This is a genomic window from Methylobacterium sp. Leaf89, assembly GCF_001422215.1.
GTDB lineage: Bacteria > Pseudomonadota > Alphaproteobacteria > Rhizobiales > Beijerinckiaceae > Methylobacterium.
Genome location: NZ_LMML01000012.1, coordinates 39659 through 56248, shown reverse-complemented (window position 1 = coordinate 56248; position 16590 = coordinate 39659). Strand labels below are relative to the sequence as shown.

The following is a 16590-nucleotide window of genomic DNA, read 5'->3' as shown; positions in this document are numbered from 1 at the left end:
TCCCGATACGGTTTTCGTGTCTGGTGGGGCTTCGGATCGCGCCGCGCGGCGCCGCCCTTTGCGGGAGGCCTCGGGCAAACACGCAGAGCGAACTCCGAGTGCTTGACCGGGGCCTCCTGGAAAGAGCGAGGACCGCTCGCGCGGTCCTCGCAATCCTCGAAGCTTAAAGCAGCTTCAGTGGTGGCCCGGCTCGTCGATGATCCGAGGCAGGGTCTCGAACTGGTGGAAGGGCGGGGGAGAGGACAGGGTCCACTCCAGTGTCGTCGCACCCTCACCCCACGGATTGTCGGCGGCGCGCCGGCTGGAGCGGAAGGCCAGGACGACGCCGATGAAGAACACCACCATGCCGAGGGCGAAGATGTGTCCACCCCAGGTGGAGACCTTGTGCCAGCCCGCGAAAGCCTCCGGGTAGTCGGCGTAGCGGCGCGGCATGCCGGCGAGGCCGAGGAAGTGCATCGGGAAGAACAGGACGTTCGCCCCGATGAAGGCGAGCCAGAAGTGCAGCTTGCCGGCCCATTCGGGGATGATGTGACCGGTCATCTTCGGGAACCAGTAGTAGACGCCGGCGAAGATGATGAACACCGCACCGAGCGAGAGCACGTAGTGGAAGTGCGCCACCACGTAGTAGGTGTCGTGCAGGTACTTATCGACCGCTGAGTTCGCGAGGACGACGCCGGTGACGCCGCCGACCGTGAACAGGAAGATGAAGCCGACCGCCCAGTGCATGGCAGCGGTGAAGCGGATCGAACCACCCCACATCGTCGCGATCCAGGAGAAGATTTTCACCCCCGTGGGTACTGCGATGACCATTGTGGCGAAGACGAAGTAGGACTGCGTCTGAAGCGACAGGCCGACGGTGTACATGTGGTGCGCCCACACGACGAAGCCGACGACGCCGATGGCGACCATGGCGTAGGCCATGGCAAGGTAGCCGAAGACGGGCTTGCGCGAGAAGGTTGAAATGATGTGTGAGACGATGCCGAAGGCCGGCAGGATCATGATGTAGACTTCGGGGTGACCGAAGAACCAGAACAGGTGCTGGTAGAGCACCGGATCGCCGCCGCCGGCCGGGTCGAAGAAGGTCGTGCCGAAGTTGCGGTCGGTAAGGAGCATCGTGATCGCACCGGCGAGCACCGGCAGCGACAGGAGCAGGAGGAACGCGGTCACAAGCATCGACCAGGCGAACAGTGGCATCTTGTGCAGGGTCATGCCCGGCGCGCGCATGTTCAGGATGGTGGTGATGAAGTTGATCGCGCCAAGGATCGAGCCGGCGCCGGAAAGGTGAAGGGCGAAGATCGCGAAATCCACGGCCGGTCCCGGGTGGCCGGAGCTCGACAGGGGCGGGTAGACGGTCCAGCCGGTGCCGGCGCCGGAGGAGCCGGGGGCGCCTTCCACGAACAGTGAACAGACGAGGCTAAAGAAGCCCGCGACCGTGAGCCAGAACGAGACATTGTTCATGCGCGGGAACGCCATGTCGGGCGCGCCGATCATGAGGGGTACGAACCAGTTGCCGAAGCCGCCGATCAGGGCGGGCATCACCATGAAGAACACCATGATGAGGCCGTGGCCGGTCACGAACACGTTGTAGGTGCCGGGATTGGCGAAGTACTGGAGGCCGGGCTCTTCCATCTCCATGCGGATGCCGAAGGAGAGGAACGCACCCATGATGCCCGCGCAGAATGCGAACAACAGGTAGAGGGTGCCGATGTCCTTATGGTTCGTCGACAGGAACCAGCGGGAGAAGAAGGAGGGCATGTGGTGGTCGTGGGCGTCGTGATGCCCCGTATGTGCAGCGGCGTTCGCCATGGATGCAGACCTTAGTCCAGGTTTCTCGTGATCATCTCGATGGGTGGATCCGGGCGCCGCTCGAGGGCCCGGGTCCGGGATCCGCGCCCCTACCGGGCGTCGGCGAACTTCGACGGGTCGTCGATGCGGGCGAACTTGGTCTTACCCTCGGCGAGCCACTTGGCGTAGGCCTCCTCGCTCACGACCTGAACCGTGATCGGCATATAGGCATGTCGGGCGCCGCAGAGCTCGGAGCACTGGCCGTGGTAGGTGCCCTCACGCTCCGCCTTGAACCAGAACTGGTTCAGGCGGCCCGGAACGGCGTCGATCTTGAAGCCGAAGGACGGCATCGCCCAGGAGTGCATCACGTCGGCGGCGGTGACCTGGATCTTCACGATCTTGTTCACCGGTACGACCATGTCGTTGTCGGTGCCAAGCAGCTTGGGCTGCTTGTCCTCGTCGAGGTTGGCATCGAAGGTGAAGCCGCCCCCGTTTTCCACAGCTGGGTACTCGTAGGACCAGTACCACGCATGGCCGATGACCTTCACGAGGACGTCGGCCTTGGGATCGGAGAGCTGCGTGCGCAGCAGGCGGAACGACGGGATCGCGACGGCGACCAGGATCAGCACCGGGACGATGGTCCAGGCCACCTCGATCATGGTGTTGTGCGTGGTCTTCGAAGGCGTCGGGTTCGCCTTCTCGCTAAATCGGAAGACGCAATAGAGGATCAGGCCGAGCACGAACAGCGAGATGCCGAACGACAGCCAATGCATGCCGTGCTCGAACGAGTGGATATCCCGGGCGTTCTCGGTGACGGCGACCTGACGGTCCATCTGCCACGGCACGGGCTGGCCGATGCCGGCCGCGAGAGCCGATGAAGAAGAAACGAGGAACGCGCCGAGCGCGGCAAGCCCCCATGATGACCGGTGTTGCGCCTGCGTCGTCCGCATGTGCCTCTCGTGGCTCCCCGTGATTGTGATCGTCGATGCCGCGCGTCTTGCTGGGTTTGTTCTAAATCGCAAGTGCATTTCGCGGATCGCGGGCCGTTTGCGGATAAGAACCCACGTCGGGCCGATTGGCGTGTCAGACCACAAGGGCGGGAGGCGCGCAACCGCAACAGCGTCGCATCAGACCGCTCGAAGGTCTCGACTCAGGCTGTTCACCGTCTATCGAAATGTCGCAGCCTCGGTAACGTGTCCTCCGGTATTCATCATGCCAGGTGAGGAAGCGTCGCCCGGCTTCGAGGCCGGCTGTGGGGTCGCGCGTGATCGATCGACTGGAATTCATCCTGGCTCTCGCCCGCGAGCGTCACTTCGGCCGGGCTGCCCAGGTCTGCAACGTCTCTCAGCAGACCCTCTCGGCCGGCGTGAAGCAGTTGGAAGAACGGCTCGGTGTGCTTCTCGTGCAACGGGGCTCGCGTTTCCAAGGGTTCACTCCGGAAGGCGAGCGCGTTCTCGAATGGGCGCGGCGCATCGTCGGGGATGCGCGGGCGATGCGAGAGGAGGTTGCGAGTCTGCGGCGCGGTCTTTCGGGAACGCTTCGACTCGCGGCAATCCCCACGGCGACTCCGATCGTCGCCGCGCTCACGACGCCGTTCCGGGCGCGCCACCCGAACGTCCGCTTTTCTGTCCAATCGACGACCTCCGGGGAAATCGGGCGCCTGATCGCCGATCTCGAGATCGATGCCGGCATCACCTATCTCGAGAACGAGCCCCTCGGCCGATTGACCGCCGTGCCGCTCTATCGGGAGCGCTACCGCCTGCTGACCGCGATCGACGGAGTGTTCGGCGAACGGGAATCGGTGACGTGGGACGAGGTGGCGAGCCTCCCTCTGTGTCTGTTGACCCCGGATATGCAGAACCGGCGGATCATCGACCGGCAGCTTCTCAACGCGGGAACGGAATCCGCACCGCTTCTCGAGTCCAACTCGATGATCGTTCTCCTGACCCACGTTCGCACAGCCAAATGGGCGAGCATCATGCCGGCGGTTCTCGCCGACACGTTCCGTCTGAATGACCGCGTCAGAGCCGTGCCGATCATCGATCCGGATCTCAGCCACGTCGTCGGTCTCGTGGTGCCGGAACGCGAACCGATGACGCCCCTCTGCGCGGGACTGATCGTGGAAGCGCGGGCCGTTGCTTCGTCCATTACCCAAATGATCGACGCGCTGTGAGAAAAGCTTGACGACGCGGCAAGAGGGACCAGGGTTGCGATGCCTTTTCGCGTCGCAGCATTCCTTTTCGACAAAAATCCGTTGTCGATCCACCGATCAGTGCGATTGATCGGGGGTTGGCGATATACCACCTTGGAACGAGAACAATCTCAGTCCAGGTAGGAATAATGGTGCCGAACGAACCCTGGAACGAGCCGCGGGCCGCCAGGATCATCGCCGAACATATTAACCTGGAGGGGGCGACGCTCCCGATCCTCCATGCGCTGCAGAATACCTTCGGCTACGTCGACGAAGGTGCTGTGCCGCTGATCGCCGACGCGCTGAACCTGTCGCGTGCCGAGGTGCATGGATGCATCACCTTCTATCACGATTTCCGTCGCGCGCCGGCGGGGCGCCACCAGGTGAAACTCTGCCGCGCCGAGGCCTGTCAGGCCATGGGCTCGGACGCGCTGCACGCCCAGATCCTGTCGCGTTTCGGGGTCGACTGGCACGGGACGACCGCCGACGGCCAGGTCACGGTCGAGCCTGTCTACTGCCTCGGTCTCTGCGCAAACGGTCCCGGAGCCCTCGTGGACGACGAGCCTCTGGCCCGGCTCACCGCCGATTCCCTCGAAGCCGCCCTGACGGAGATGACATCGTGAGCATCACGATCACCGTTCCGCGCGATGCCGTGGCCCTCGGGCTCGGCGCCAATCGCGTGGCCCGCGCGCTGTTCGCCGGCGCCGAGCGCCGTGGCCTCGACATCACGATCGTCCGCACCGGGTCCCGGGGCCTCCTGTGGCTCGAGCCGATGATCGAGGTCGCAACGCCGGGGGGCCGTATCGCTTATGGACCGGTGACACCCGCCGACATCGACAGCCTCCTCGATGCGGGCCTCGTCGAGGGCGGTGCCCATCCCCTCCGCCTCGGGCGACCGGAGGAGATCCCCTATCTCGCGCGTCAGCATCGGCTCACCTTTCAACGCTGCGGCGTGGTCGATCCGGTCTCGGTCGAGGATTACCGAGCGCATGGCGGCTACCGGGGCCTCGAAGCCGCCTTGAGGCTCGACGCGGCCGGCATCGTCGCGGAAGTGCGTGAATCCGGTCTTCGTGGCCGCGGCGGCGCCGGGTTCCCTGCCGGGATCAAGTGGAACACGGTGATGCTCGCTCAGGCAGAGCAGAAATACGTGGTCTGCAATGCGGATGAGGGGGATTCTGGAACCTTCGCCGATCGCATGATGATGGAGGGCGACCCCTTCAACCTCATCGAGGGTATGACCATCGCGGGTCTGGCCACGGATGCCACCCGCGGCTACATTTACCTGCGCTCCGAGTATCCTCAGGCCTTCGCGACCCTTAAGGAGGCGATCGCCAACGGCATCAGGGCCGGCGTCCTCGGCGAGAACGTACTGAACTCCGGCAAGGCCTTTCATCTGGAAGTTCGCCTCGGCGCCGGCGCCTACATCTGCGGCGAGGAAACGTCCCTGCTTGAGAGCCTTGAGGGCCGCCGCGGCATCGTGCGCGCCAAGCCGCCGATTCCGGCCCTGAAGGGATTTCTCGGCCAGCCGACGCTCGTCAACAACGTGATGACCTTCACGGCCGTGCCCTACATCCTACAGCATGGCGCCAAGGCCTATGCCGAGTACGGCATGGGTCGCTCGCTCGGTACCCTCGCGATCCAGCTCGCCGGCAACATCAAGCACGGCGGACTGATCGAGTACGGCTTCGGCATCACATTGCGCGAGATCATCGAGGATTTTGGCGGCGGCACGCAGAGCGGGCGTCCGGTTCGCGCTGTCCAGGTGGGTGGCCCTCTGGGCGCCTACTTCCCCGACCACCTCCTCGACACGCCACTCGATTACGAAGCGATGGCGGCCAACAAGGGTCTCGTCGGCCACGGCGGTATCGTCGTCTTCGACGACACCGTCGACATGGCCAAGCAGGCGCGGTTCGCGTTCGAGTTCTGCGCCGTGGAATCCTGTGGCAAGTGCACACCCTGTCGCATCGGCGCAACCCGCGGCGTCGAGACCATGGACAAGGTCATCGCCGGGATCCGGCCGACCGAAAATCTCGCCGTAGTCGCCGACCTCTGCGACGTGATGACCGACGGTTCGCTGTGCGCCATGGGCGGTCTGACGCCGATGCCCGTCATGAGCGCCATCACCCACTTCCCCGAAGATTTCCAGCAGCGCGGACCGATGTCCGTCGCAGCTGAATAAGGAGGCGCGATCCATGGCCCTCATCAAAGAGATCGACTACGGCACCCCGATCCGGGTGAACGAGCAGACCGTCACGCTCACCATCGACGGCATGAACGTGACGGTGCCCGCGGGCACGTCGGTGATGGCCGCCGCCATGCATGCCGGCACGCAGATCCCCAAGCTCTGCGCCACAGACTCGCTGGAGGCTTTCGGTTCCTGCCGTCTCTGCCTCGTTGAGATCGAGGGACGTCGCGGCACGCCCGCTTCCTGCACGACGCCTGCCGAGAACGGCATGGTCGTCTCGACCCAGACGGACAAGCTCGCCAAGCTCCGCAAGGGCGTGATGGAGCTCTACATCTCCGATCACCCCCTCGACTGCCTGACCTGCGCAGCCAACGGCGACTGCGAGTTGCAGGACATGGCGGGCGCGGTGGGCCTGCGCGACGTACGCTACGGCTATGACGGCGCCAATCACGTCAAACCGACCTCCGAGCAGTACCTAGCGAAGGACGCGTCGAACCCGTACTTCACCTACGATCCGTCGAAGTGCATCGTCTGCAATCGCTGCGTCCGCGCCTGCGAGGAGACGCAGGGGACCTTCGCGCTGACCATCTCCGGTCGAGGCTTCGACAGCCGCGTCGCTGCCGGCCCGACCGACTTCTTCAACTCCGAGTGCGTGTCGTGCGGCGCCTGCGTCCAGGCCTGCCCGACCGCGACCCTGCAGGAAAAGTCGATCATCGAGTACGGTCAGCCGGACCATTCGGAGATCACCACCTGTGCCTATTGTGGCGTCGGCTGCTCGTTCAAGGCCGAGATGCAAGGCACCCGGATCGTCCGCATGGTGCCCTACAAGGGTGGCAAGGCGAATGAGGGCCATTCCTGCGTGAAGGGCCGGTTCGCTTACGGCTACGCCACCCACAAGGACCGCATCACCAAACCGATGATCCGCGACAAGATCACGGACCCCTGGCAGGAAGTCTCCTGGGAGGTCGCGATCGACCGAGCAGCGTCCGAGTTCAAGCGCATCCAGGCCAAGTATGGCAAGGATTCGGTCGGCGGCATCACGTCGTCCCGGTGCACCAACGAGGAGGCTTACCTCGTCCAGAAGCTCGTGCGCGCCGCCTTCGGCAACAACAACGTCGACACCTGCGCCCGCGTCTGCCACTCGCCGACCGGCTACGGGCTGATGTCGACGCTCGGCACCTCGGCCGGCACGCAGGACTTCGCGTCCGTAGCGCATTCCGACGTGATCCTGGTCATCGGCGCGAACCCAACGGATGGCCACCCCGTCTTCGCGTCCCGCATGAAGAAGCGCCTGCGCGAAGGCGCGAAGCTCATCGTCGCCGATCCGCGCAAGATCGACCTCGTGAAGTCGCCCCACATCCAGGCCGACCATCATCTGCCGTTGAAGCCGGGTTCGAACGTCGCCTTCATCAATTCGATGGCGCATGTCATCGTCACGGAAGGCCTCGTCGACGAAGCTTATGTCCGCGAGCGTTGTGACCTCGGCGACTTCGAAGCCTGGGCGCGCTTCGTTGCCGACGAGCGCCATTCTCCCGAGGCGCAGGCGACCTACACGGGCATCGATCCGACCGAGCTGCGTGCCGCTGCGCGGCTCTACGCCAAGGGCGGTGCCGCCGGCATCTATTACGGCCTCGGTGTTACCGAGCACAGCCAGGGCTCGACCATGGTCATGGGCATGGCCAACCTCGCTATGGCCACCGGCAACATTGGCATGCTGGGTGCCGGCGTGAACCCGCTGCGCGGCCAGAACAACGTCCAGGGCTCCTGCGACCTGGGCTCCTTCCCGCACGAGCTGCCTGGCTACCGCCACGTCTCCGACGACGCCACCCGCAAGACCTTCGAGTCGCTCTGGGGCGTGTCGTTGGACCAGAACCCGGGCCTACGCATCACAAATATGCTCGACGAGGCCGTCGATGGTGCTTTCAAGGGCATGTACATTCAGGGCGAGGACATCGCCCAATCGGATCCTGATACGCACCACGTGACCGCCGGGCTGATGGCGATGGAATGCATCGTCATCCAGGACATCTTCCTCAACGAGACAGCGAAGTACGCCCACGTCTTCCTACCCGGCGCTTCTTTCCTCGAGAAAGACGGCACCTTCACCAATGCCGAGCGCCGCATCTCCCGTGTGCGCAAGGTGATGCCGCCGCTCTCCGGCGTCGGCGACTGGGAGGGCACGATGCTGCTGTCCAACGCCCTCGGCTATCCCATGAACTACAGCCATCCGAGCGAGATCATGGATGAGATCGCATCCCTGACGCCAAGTTTCTCCGGCGTGAGCTTCGCCAAGCTCGACGAACTCGGCTCGATCCAGTGGCCGTGCAACGAGGCCGCCCCGAAGGGCACGCCGATGATGCACGTGGACCGCTTCGTGCGCGGTCTCGGAAAGTTCATGATCACCGAGTACGTGCCCACCGAGGAGCGTACGGGCCCGCGCTTCCCGCTCATCTTGACCACGGGCCGCATCCTGTCGCAGTACAACGTCGGCGCGCAGACCCGTCGTACGGAGAACTCGCGCTGGCACGAGGAAGACGTGCTCGAGATCCACCCCTTCGACGCGGAGGTGCGCGGGATCGTCGACGGAGACCTCGTTGCGCTGGAAAGTCGCTCCGGCGACATTGCCCTGAAGGCCATCGTGTCCGAGCGCATGCAGCCCGGCGTGGTGTATACGACCTTCCACCACGCCAAGACCGGCGCCAACGTGATCACCACCGACTACTCGGACTGGGCCACCAACTGCCCCGAGTACAAGGTCACGGCGGTGCAGATCCGGCGGACGAACCGCCCCTCCGACTGGCAGGCGCGGTTCTTCGAGGAGGATTTCTCGTTGACCCGGATTGCGATACAGTTGAATGCGGCCGAGTGACCAGACCAGCCTGACGGCGAACGAGGATCATCCGGCGGTCGAGACCGCTCGGCGCGTCCCGACCCTGGTCGTCGCCTACGATGACCAGGAGCCACGGAGCGGCACCCGGCCCCTTGCGGTCGAGATGCCGGTCAACCTGATCTACGGCGCGGTGCCTTACGCCGTGATGATGACGACGCCGGCAGATCTCGTGGACTTCGCCTACGGGTTCAGCTTGACGGAGGGCATCATCGCCACCGCCGACGAGATCCGGTCGGTTCAGGTCGAGGCGGATACGACGGCGGGCGGCATGCGCCTTCTCGTCGATCTCGTGCCCGGGCGCCTGCGGGAACACCTCTCGCGTAAGCGCGCCATGTCGGGGCGTACCGGCTGCGGCGTCTGCGGAATCGACGATCTCGCGTCACTGCCGAAGACCGACGCGCCTCTGCACGGCGCCAGCCGGGTCACCATCGCGGCGATCCAGCGGGCTCTGATGGCCATGGGCGACGCGCAAGTGTTGAATGCCGAGACGCGGGCGGTCCATGCCGCGGCCTGGGCGAATCTCGATGGAAGCTTAGGGGCGCTGCGCGAGGATGTCGGGCGGCACAACGGCCTCGACAAGCTGATCGGCGCCTTGATCCAGCGCAAGACCGACCCGGCCGATGGATTCGTCGTCATCACCAGCCGCTGTTCCTTCGAGATGGTCGAGAAGGCGGCGAGCCTCGGCGTGACGGTGCTGGTGGCAATCTCTGCCCCGACTTCGCTGGCGATCGACCGGGCGCGTCTTCACGGTATGACGCTCTGCGCCATCGCCCGCTCAGATACCCTGACGGTCTTCACTGGACGCGAACGTCTCGACTTGCCCGCGCAGCCCTGACGCCACGCGATTCCCGTTCCCTCGACAGAGTTTTCGTACCGATGAGCGCCCTGACGTCCGACGAAAAACTGGTCCGCATGGCCAATCAGATCGCCACCTTCTTCCGGTCCTATCCGGACGAGGAGGCCGTGGCCGGCATTCACAAACACATCGTGGCGTTCTGGACGCCGAAGATGCGCAGAGCCCTCGAGGCCTGTGGACTCGATCCGGACAGTGGCCTCGATCCCCTCGCGCTCAGGGCCCTTCAGGACACCCCGGCTGCCGATAGCCCCGTTCGTGCCGCCACCCGCGACCCGCATTTGCAGGGTGCAGGGGCCAGCGACGCCGGCTGATCCAATTCCGGAATCGTCAAATGCGAAGGACCACGCGGTCCTTCGCGTCTCATTACCTGCAGCGCTGACTTCAGTCCTTCTCCGGTTCCTTCGTGGTACCTGGCACGATCGTCGCGCCACCGATCACCCGGACCGGTCGCTTGGCGTCCGCCGGCACGTCCTTCCAGTTCTGCGCCATCGGCTTCGGCACCGGAGGCGGCTGCACCGAGGCCGGCGTCATGGCGGCGGCCGGTCCATCGACCTTCGGAGATGAGACCGCGGCGGTTACGGCGGCGGGGGCAGCGTCGGCCTTTGATCCGGCAGGGGGCACATCGGACAGCTTCGGCGCCCCGGGTGTGACAACAGGCGAACCCGCTTTGACCGTTGGGGTGAGGCGGACGACTTTTCGAGGTGTCTCGGACTTCGGCTTTGCGTCTGCCCCGCGAGCATCGGGGTTCAGGCCCATGGGATTCCGATCGGCAGGTCCGGGCGGCGCCGGCGGAACGGTCCGCGATCCGGTTTCCGATCGATTCGCAAGGTCCGGAAGGCCCGCCGGAGCGGGGCGCGCACGTCGAGCCTGATCCTGCGGGAAGGGGATGTCCGCCGGCGGTATGATTCTTTCGGCTTGCCGGATCGGCTGACGGATCGCCTCGTCGTCTTCGGTCCAGCCATAGCCGGGTGCACGTCGCACGATCCGCGGAGGTGCGTCGGGCGCTATGTCCAGCCGATGGCGTCCAATAATTCGACCGTCGCGCGCATCGACGAAGAGCCGGAGGCGATCACCATAAGGATTCGATGCCTCGACGATATACGCCTGCCCATCGAAGCGTGGACGCGTGACGTCGGTGAATCCGCGGTCATTCAGCCGCCACACGACGGCACGGGGCGGTAGAAGGAGGTCAGGCTCGTAGGCGTATTGCGCCTGGGCAACAGGCGCGGCTGAAAGCGTCATGACACCGGCCAGGATGCCGGCCGACAGGGCGCGGGATGAGGGGGATGCACGCATGGGCTTCCTGCGAGACGAAAACATCGCTGTGAGATCCAGAGAGATGTCGGTGCGGAGGCCTGCTGTTGTCGCAGGTCCTCCGCTCCAAGGTCCGCCGGGATTCGGTACAATCCCCGCACGCCGCTTGTGCTCGGCACGCCGTGTAAACAGGCCGAATGGGGCGAGATTGCGAGGCTGCCACCGTGGGTTCGGCGTCAACGGATCTGGCTCGTTCCGATCACCCGTGGGCCTGCGGCAAGAAAGCTCGCGGCGGGATGGAACCATGCGCCGGAAAACCGCAGTGAGCCACCGGACACGCCCTTGCTGGAGCGGTTAAAATCTGTCACTTTCCGCCGGTAGGACAGTAACGCTGTCCCATTCCCGGCAGGGTATCTGTCCGGATGGCAGTGAGGATCTCGCCCAGGTGACGTTGCCGGCGACCAAACGAGATTCGAAGCCGGTCGCCATCGCGGCGATCCGGGCCCGCACGGCTTGAAACCAAGCCGGCGTCGAGCCCGCGAGTTGCGGGCGCTTCCTGACCGAAGAACCCGCCCAGAGCCGACGCTGTCGAGAGACAAACCCGGAAGCCCCTCGGGCTCTGGGCATGAAACATGCTCGCTTGCGGGCAGGTCGGAGGCGAGAGATGGTGGACGTGGTCGCATCTTCTGAGTTCGGGGCGCTGCAGGCGTCGGTTCCCGCCACCCGCGACGGGACCGCGCCGCTGATCGTGCGCGACCGGGCTCTGCCGAAAGCTCAGGGGCTTTACGACCCGGCTCGCGAGAGCGACGCCTGCGGCGTGGGTTTCGTCGCCGACATGCACGACCGGCGGACGCATGCCATCGTCCAGCAAGGCCTCCAAATCCTGAAGAATCTTGATCATCGGGGTGCCGTAGGCGCCGATCCGAAGATGGGCGACGGGTGCGGTATACTGGTTCAGATTCCGCACGCATTCTTCAAGGCTGAGTGCGAGGCACTCGGTATCACCCTACCCGAGCCCGGATATTACGGGGTCGGCCAGTTCTTCATGCCGAAGGATTCCGAGGCCCGTCGCCTCGTCGAGGAGATCGTCGAGAAGGCCCTGGCCGATGAGGGACTGCCCTTCCTCGGCTGGCGCGATGTGCCGGTCGATCCGAGCGACCTCGGCGTGACGGTCAAGGAGACAGAGCCCTGCCACCGGCAGATCTTCATCGGCCGTCCTGCCACGGTGTCGGACGAGGACGCTTTCGAGCGTCGACTGTTCACCGCTCGCAAGGTGATTTCGAACAAGGTCTATGGCCTGAAGGACGAGCGTGCGAGCACCTACTATCCCGTGTCCCTCTCGACCCGTACCATCGTCTACAAGGGCATGGTTCTGGTCGATCAGCTCGGCGAATACTATCGCGACCTTCAGGACGAGCGCTTCGTTTCGGGCCTCGCTCTGGTGCACCAGCGCTTCGCCACCAACACCTTCCCGACCTGGCGCCTGTCGCACCCCTACCGGATGGTCGCCCATAACGGCGAGATCAACACATTGCGCGGCAACGTCAATTGGATGGCGGCGCGTCAGGCGAGCGTCGATTCGGAGCTGTTCGGCAACGACATCTCGAAGCTCTGGCCGATCTCCTATGAGGGCCAGTCCGACACCGCGTGCTTCGACAACGCCCTCGAATTCCTCGTCCAGGGTGGGTATTCGCTGGCCCACGCGATGATGATGCTCATCCCGGAAGCCTGGGCCGGCAATCCGCTGATGAGCGAGGAACGCCGTGCATTCTACGAGTATCACGCCGCCCTGATGGAGCCGTGGGACGGTCCGGCTGCCGTCTGCTTCACCGATGGCCGCCAGATTGGCGCGACCCTCGATCGCAACGGCCTTCGACCTGCGCGCTACCTCGTCACCGACGACGGCCTCGTGGTGCTGGCGTCCGAGATGGGCGTGCTCCCGATCCCGGATGAGAAGATCGTCGAATCCTGGCGCCTGCAGCCCGGGCGGATGCTACTCATCGACCTGGAGAAGGGCCGCATCGTCTCCGATGAGGAGATCAAGAGCGAACTCGCCGCCGCGCATCCCTACGCCGAGTGGGTCAAGAACACCCAAATCGTCCTTGAGGACCTGAAGCCCGTGATCCCGCGGGCCTCGCGTTCGGACGTGTCGCTCCTCGATCGCCAGCAGGCCTTCGGCTACAGCCAGGAAGACCTTAAGCTTCTCATGGCGCCCATGGCTGTCACCGGCCAGGAGGCCGTCGGCTCCATGGGCACCGACACGCCGCTCTCGGCGCTGTCCGACAAGCCGAAGTCGCTCTACTCCTATTTTAAGCAGAACTTCGCGCAGGTGACGAACCCGCCGATCGACCCGATCCGCGAGGAAGCGGTGATGAGCCTCGTCTCGTTCATCGGCCCGCGCCCGAACCTGCTCGACATGGAGGGCGCCTCCCGCAAGAAGCGTCTTGAGGTTCGTCAGCCGATCCTGACCAACGGCGACCTCGAGAAGATCCGCTCGATCTCCCATTTCGAGGACCGGTTCGACACCAAGACCCTGGACATGACCTTCCCGGCCGAAACCGGTGCGGCGGCCATGGAGGGCGCGGTCGATCGCCTTTGCGATCGGGCCGAGGTTGCGGTGCGCGGCGGCTACAACATTATCATCCTGTCGGACCGAGGCGTCGGGCCGGATCGCATCGCAATTCCGGCGCTCCTCGCGACTGCCGCCGTGCACAATTACTTAATCCGCAAGGGACTGCGTACTTCCGTCGGCCTCGTGGTCGAGTCGGGGGAGCCACGCGAGGTACATCACTTCGCTTGCCTCGCCGGTTACGGCGCCGAGGCGATCAACCCCTATCTCGCCTTCGAGACGTTGATCGCGATGAAGGACGAGTTCCCGCCGGACCTGACGCCGGACGAGATCGTCTACCGCTACATCAAGTCGATCGATAAGGGCTTGCTCAAGGTCATGTCCAAGATGGGCATCTCGACCTATCAGTCCTATTGCGGTGCGCAGATCTTTGACGCGATCGGTCTGAATTCCGCTTTCGTCGAGCGGGACTTCTTCGGAACCGCGACGACGATCGAGGGCATCGGCATGGCCGAGGTTGCGCAGGAGACCGCGCGGCGTCACGCCGATGCTTTCGGCGACTCCCCGATCTATCGGACTGCCCTCGATGTTGGTGGTGAATACGCCTATCGCCTGCGCGGTGAGAGCCACACCTGGACGCCCGATTCGGTCGCGACGCTGCAGCATGCCGTGCGCCTCGGCCTGCCGGAGAGATACCGGGAATATGCGCGGTTGGTGAACGAGCAGGAGAACCATCTTAAGACGATCCGCGGGCTGTTCCGCATCAAGCAGGCGGCCGAGATCGGTCGGGCGCCGGTCGACGTCGATCAGGTCGAGCCCGCGGCCGATATCGTCAAGCGGTTCGCGACAGGCGCCATGTCCTACGGCTCGATCTCGAAGGAGGCGCATGAGACACTGGCAATCGCGGTGAACTCGTTCGGCGGTCGCTCAAATTCGGGCGAGGGCGGCGAGGAGGTCGAGCGCTTCAAGCCGATGGCGGACGGGCGCTCGCGCCGCTCGGCCATCAAGCAGGTCGCTTCCGGGCGCTTTGGCGTCACGACGGAATATCTCGTCAATTCCGACATGATGCAGATCAAGGTTGCACAGGGTGCCAAGCCGGGCGAGGGCGGCCAGCTGCCCGGCCACAAGGTCGATGCCAAGATTGCCAAGGTCCGCTACGCCACCCCCGGCGTCGGCCTGATCTCGCCGCCTCCGCATCACGACATCTATTCGATCGAGGATCTGGCGCAGTTGATCTTCGACCTGAAGAATGTGAATCCCGAGGCCGACGTCTCGGTGAAGCTCGTCTCCGAGGTCGGCGTCGGAACAGTCGCGACCGGCGTCGCCAAGGCGCGCGCCGATCACATCACGATCTCGGGCTTCGACGGCGGCACTGGTGCGGCCCCGCTGACCTCGATCAAGCACGCGGGCGGCCCCTGGGAAACGGGTCTGGCCGAGACCCAGCAGACCCTGGTGCTGAGCCACCTGCGCGGGCGCGTCGTCCTTCAGGCCGACGGTGGCATCCGCACGGGTCGCGACGTCTTGGTCGCGGCCCTGCTCGGGGCCGACCAGTTCGGTTTCTCGACCGCGCCGCTGATCGCGGCCGGCTGCATCATGATGCGCAAGTGCCACCTGAACACCTGCCCGGTGGGAGTGGCAACGCAGGATCCCGTTCTGCGCAAGCGCTTCAAGGGAACACCCGAACACGTGATCAACTACTTCTTCTTCGTGGCCGAGGAGTTGCGGGAGTTGATGGCGTCCATGGGCTTCACCAAGATCGAGGACCTTATCGGACGGGCCGACCTCCTCGACACGCTGGAGGTGATCAATCACTGGAAGGCGCGCGGTCTCGACTTCTCGAAGCTGTTCCACCGCCCGGAAGTGCCCGAGCACGTCGCGATCCGGCACACGGAGAAGCAGAAGCATCCGATCGATACGGTGCTCGACCGACGCCTGATCGCCGGCGCGCAATCGGCCCTTGACGGCGGAGAGCCTGTAGTGGTGCGGGAGGAGATCAAGAACTCGGATCGTACGGCCGGCGCCATGCTTTCCGGAGTCGTGGCCAAGTGGTACGGCCACGAGGGTCTGCCCGACGACACCATCCGGTTGGAGCTGTCCGGAACGGCCGGCCAGAGCTTCGGCGCCTGGCTCGCGGCGGGTGTCACGTTGGTTCTCACCGGCCACGCCAACGATTACGTCGGCAAGGGCCTGTCCGGTGGCAAGCTGATCATCCGCCCCTCCGACGCCCTGCGGGCGCCGGGCTCGCACACCATCATGGCCGGCAACACGGTCCTTTACGGGGCGATCGCGGGCGAGGCCTACATTCGCGGTTCGGCCGGTGAGCGCTTCGCCGTCCGCAATTCGGGCGCCATCGCGGTGGTCGAGGGCATGGGCGACCACGGCTGCGAGTACATGACCGGCGGCGTGGTGGTGTCGATCGGCGAAACCGGACGCAACTTCGCGGCGGGCATGTCGGGTGGCATTGCCTACGTCCTTGACGAGGACGGCTCGTTCTCGGCCCGTTGCAACCTGTCTATGGTCGATCTCGAACCCGTCGAGGAGGAGGACGACCTCATGCGTCGATTCCACCAGGACGGCGACCTGGAAACGAAGGGCCGTGTCGACATCCTGGCCGATATGTCGGGCCACGACGAGGAACGCCTGTCTCAACTCATCACCAATCACCTGAAGTACACGGGCTCCCCGCGTGCCAAGGCGATCCTCGATGATTGGGCCGGCTACCGCACCAAGTTCGTCAAGGTGATGCCGGTGGAGTACCGGCGAGCCCTGCGCGAAATGGAAATGGCGCGGATGCCGGTGGCGGCCGAGTAGGCGCTGCGCGACCGAAATTCTATCGAGACGGTTCCCGGTTCGTTGACGA

The 16590-nt window shown here is 64.8% G+C and carries 10 protein-coding genes; 7 read left to right on the top strand and 3 right to left on the bottom strand.

Annotation, left to right across the window (positions count from 1 at the left end):
• Positions 1-174 precede the first annotated feature (174 nt).
• Together ctaD and coxB are read right to left on the bottom strand one after the other, a co-directional pair.
• Positions 175-1806, bottom strand: a complete 1632-nt coding sequence (gene ctaD, locus ASF18_RS06620) for a cytochrome c oxidase subunit I (RefSeq protein ID WP_056350335.1) — start codon at positions 1804-1806, stop codon at positions 175-177.
• Positions 1807-1895: 89 nt separating this feature from the next.
• Positions 1896-2735 (bottom strand): cytochrome c oxidase subunit II, encoded by an 840-nt coding sequence (gene coxB, locus ASF18_RS06615; RefSeq protein WP_055954876.1) that lies wholly within the window; start codon positions 2733-2735, stop codon positions 1896-1898.
• A 314-nt stretch (positions 2736-3049) separates the two neighbouring features.
• On the opposite strand from coxB, the gene ASF18_RS06610 reads away from it, so the two are divergent.
• The 6 genes from ASF18_RS06610 to ASF18_RS06585 all read left to right on the top strand — a co-directional run bounded on the left by ASF18_RS06610 (position 3050) and on the right by ASF18_RS06585 (position 10218).
• Entirely contained in the window at positions 3050-3958 is a 909-nt protein-coding gene (locus ASF18_RS06610; RefSeq protein WP_056217323.1) for a LysR family transcriptional regulator, read from the top strand.
• 167 nt (positions 3959-4125) lie between these two features.
• The gene (locus ASF18_RS06605; RefSeq protein ID WP_056350333.1) at positions 4126-4599 is read left to right on the top strand and encodes a formate dehydrogenase subunit gamma; all 474 of its coding nucleotides are present in this window, start codon (positions 4126-4128) and stop codon (positions 4597-4599) included.
• Complete coding sequence (locus ASF18_RS06600) at positions 4596-6155, top strand: formate dehydrogenase beta subunit (protein ID WP_056350331.1); 1560 nt, start codon at positions 4596-4598, stop codon at positions 6153-6155. Before ASF18_RS06605 ends, ASF18_RS06600 begins: the two co-directional genes overlap by 4 nt.
• Positions 6156-6168: 13 nt before the next feature.
• Positions 6169-9030, top strand: coding sequence for a formate dehydrogenase subunit alpha (gene fdhF, locus ASF18_RS06595; RefSeq protein WP_056350329.1), 2862 nt, complete (start codon positions 6169-6171; stop codon positions 9028-9030).
• Positions 9017-9886, top strand: coding sequence for a formate dehydrogenase accessory sulfurtransferase FdhD (gene fdhD / locus ASF18_RS06590; protein ID WP_056350327.1), 870 nt, complete (start codon positions 9017-9019; stop codon positions 9884-9886). The genes fdhF and fdhD overlap by 14 nt, the downstream gene beginning before the upstream one ends.
• 41 nt (positions 9887-9927) lie before the next feature.
• Entirely contained in the window at positions 9928-10218 is a 291-nt protein-coding gene (locus tag ASF18_RS06585; protein ID WP_056350325.1) for a formate dehydrogenase subunit delta, read from the top strand.
• A 70-nt stretch (positions 10219-10288) separates the two neighbouring features.
• Here the strand turns inward: ASF18_RS06585 and ASF18_RS06580 are convergent, their stop codons facing one another.
• On the bottom strand, positions 10289-11203 hold the full coding sequence (locus tag ASF18_RS06580) for a hypothetical protein (protein WP_056350322.1): 915 nt from the start codon (positions 11201-11203) through the stop codon (positions 10289-10291).
• Positions 11204-11903: 700 nt separating this feature from the next.
• Between ASF18_RS06580 and gltB the strand changes: the two genes are divergently transcribed.
• Positions 11904-16541 carry a glutamate synthase large subunit gene (gene gltB, locus ASF18_RS06575; RefSeq protein ID WP_244472613.1) on the top strand — a complete coding sequence of 1546 codons (4638 nt, stop codon included), beginning with the start codon at positions 11904-11906 and terminating at the stop codon, positions 16539-16541.
• The last annotated feature ends 49 nt before the right edge of the window (positions 16542-16590 follow it).

Bases quoted from the DNA above. Each gene is read 5' to 3' on its own strand.
- fdhD (WP_056350327.1), top strand. From the start codon at position 9,017: ATGCGGCCGAGTGACCAGACCAGCCTGACGGCGAACGAGGATCATCCG.
- ASF18_RS06585 (WP_056350325.1), top strand. From the start codon at position 9,928: ATGAGCGCCCTGACGTCCGACGAAAAACTGGTCCGCATGGCCAATCAG.
- ctaD (WP_056350335.1), bottom strand. From the start codon at position 1,806: ATGGCGAACGCCGCTGCACATACGGGGCATCACGACGCCCACGACCAC.
- ASF18_RS06580 (WP_056350322.1), bottom strand. From the start codon at position 11,203: ATGCGTGCATCCCCCTCATCCCGCGCCCTGTCGGCCGGCATCCTGGCC.
- ASF18_RS06605 (WP_056350333.1), top strand. From the start codon at position 4,126: ATGGTGCCGAACGAACCCTGGAACGAGCCGCGGGCCGCCAGGATCATC.
- fdhF (WP_056350329.1), top strand. From the start codon at position 6,169: ATGGCCCTCATCAAAGAGATCGACTACGGCACCCCGATCCGGGTGAAC.
- coxB (WP_055954876.1), bottom strand. From the start codon at position 2,735: ATGCGGACGACGCAGGCGCAACACCGGTCATCATGGGGGCTTGCCGCG.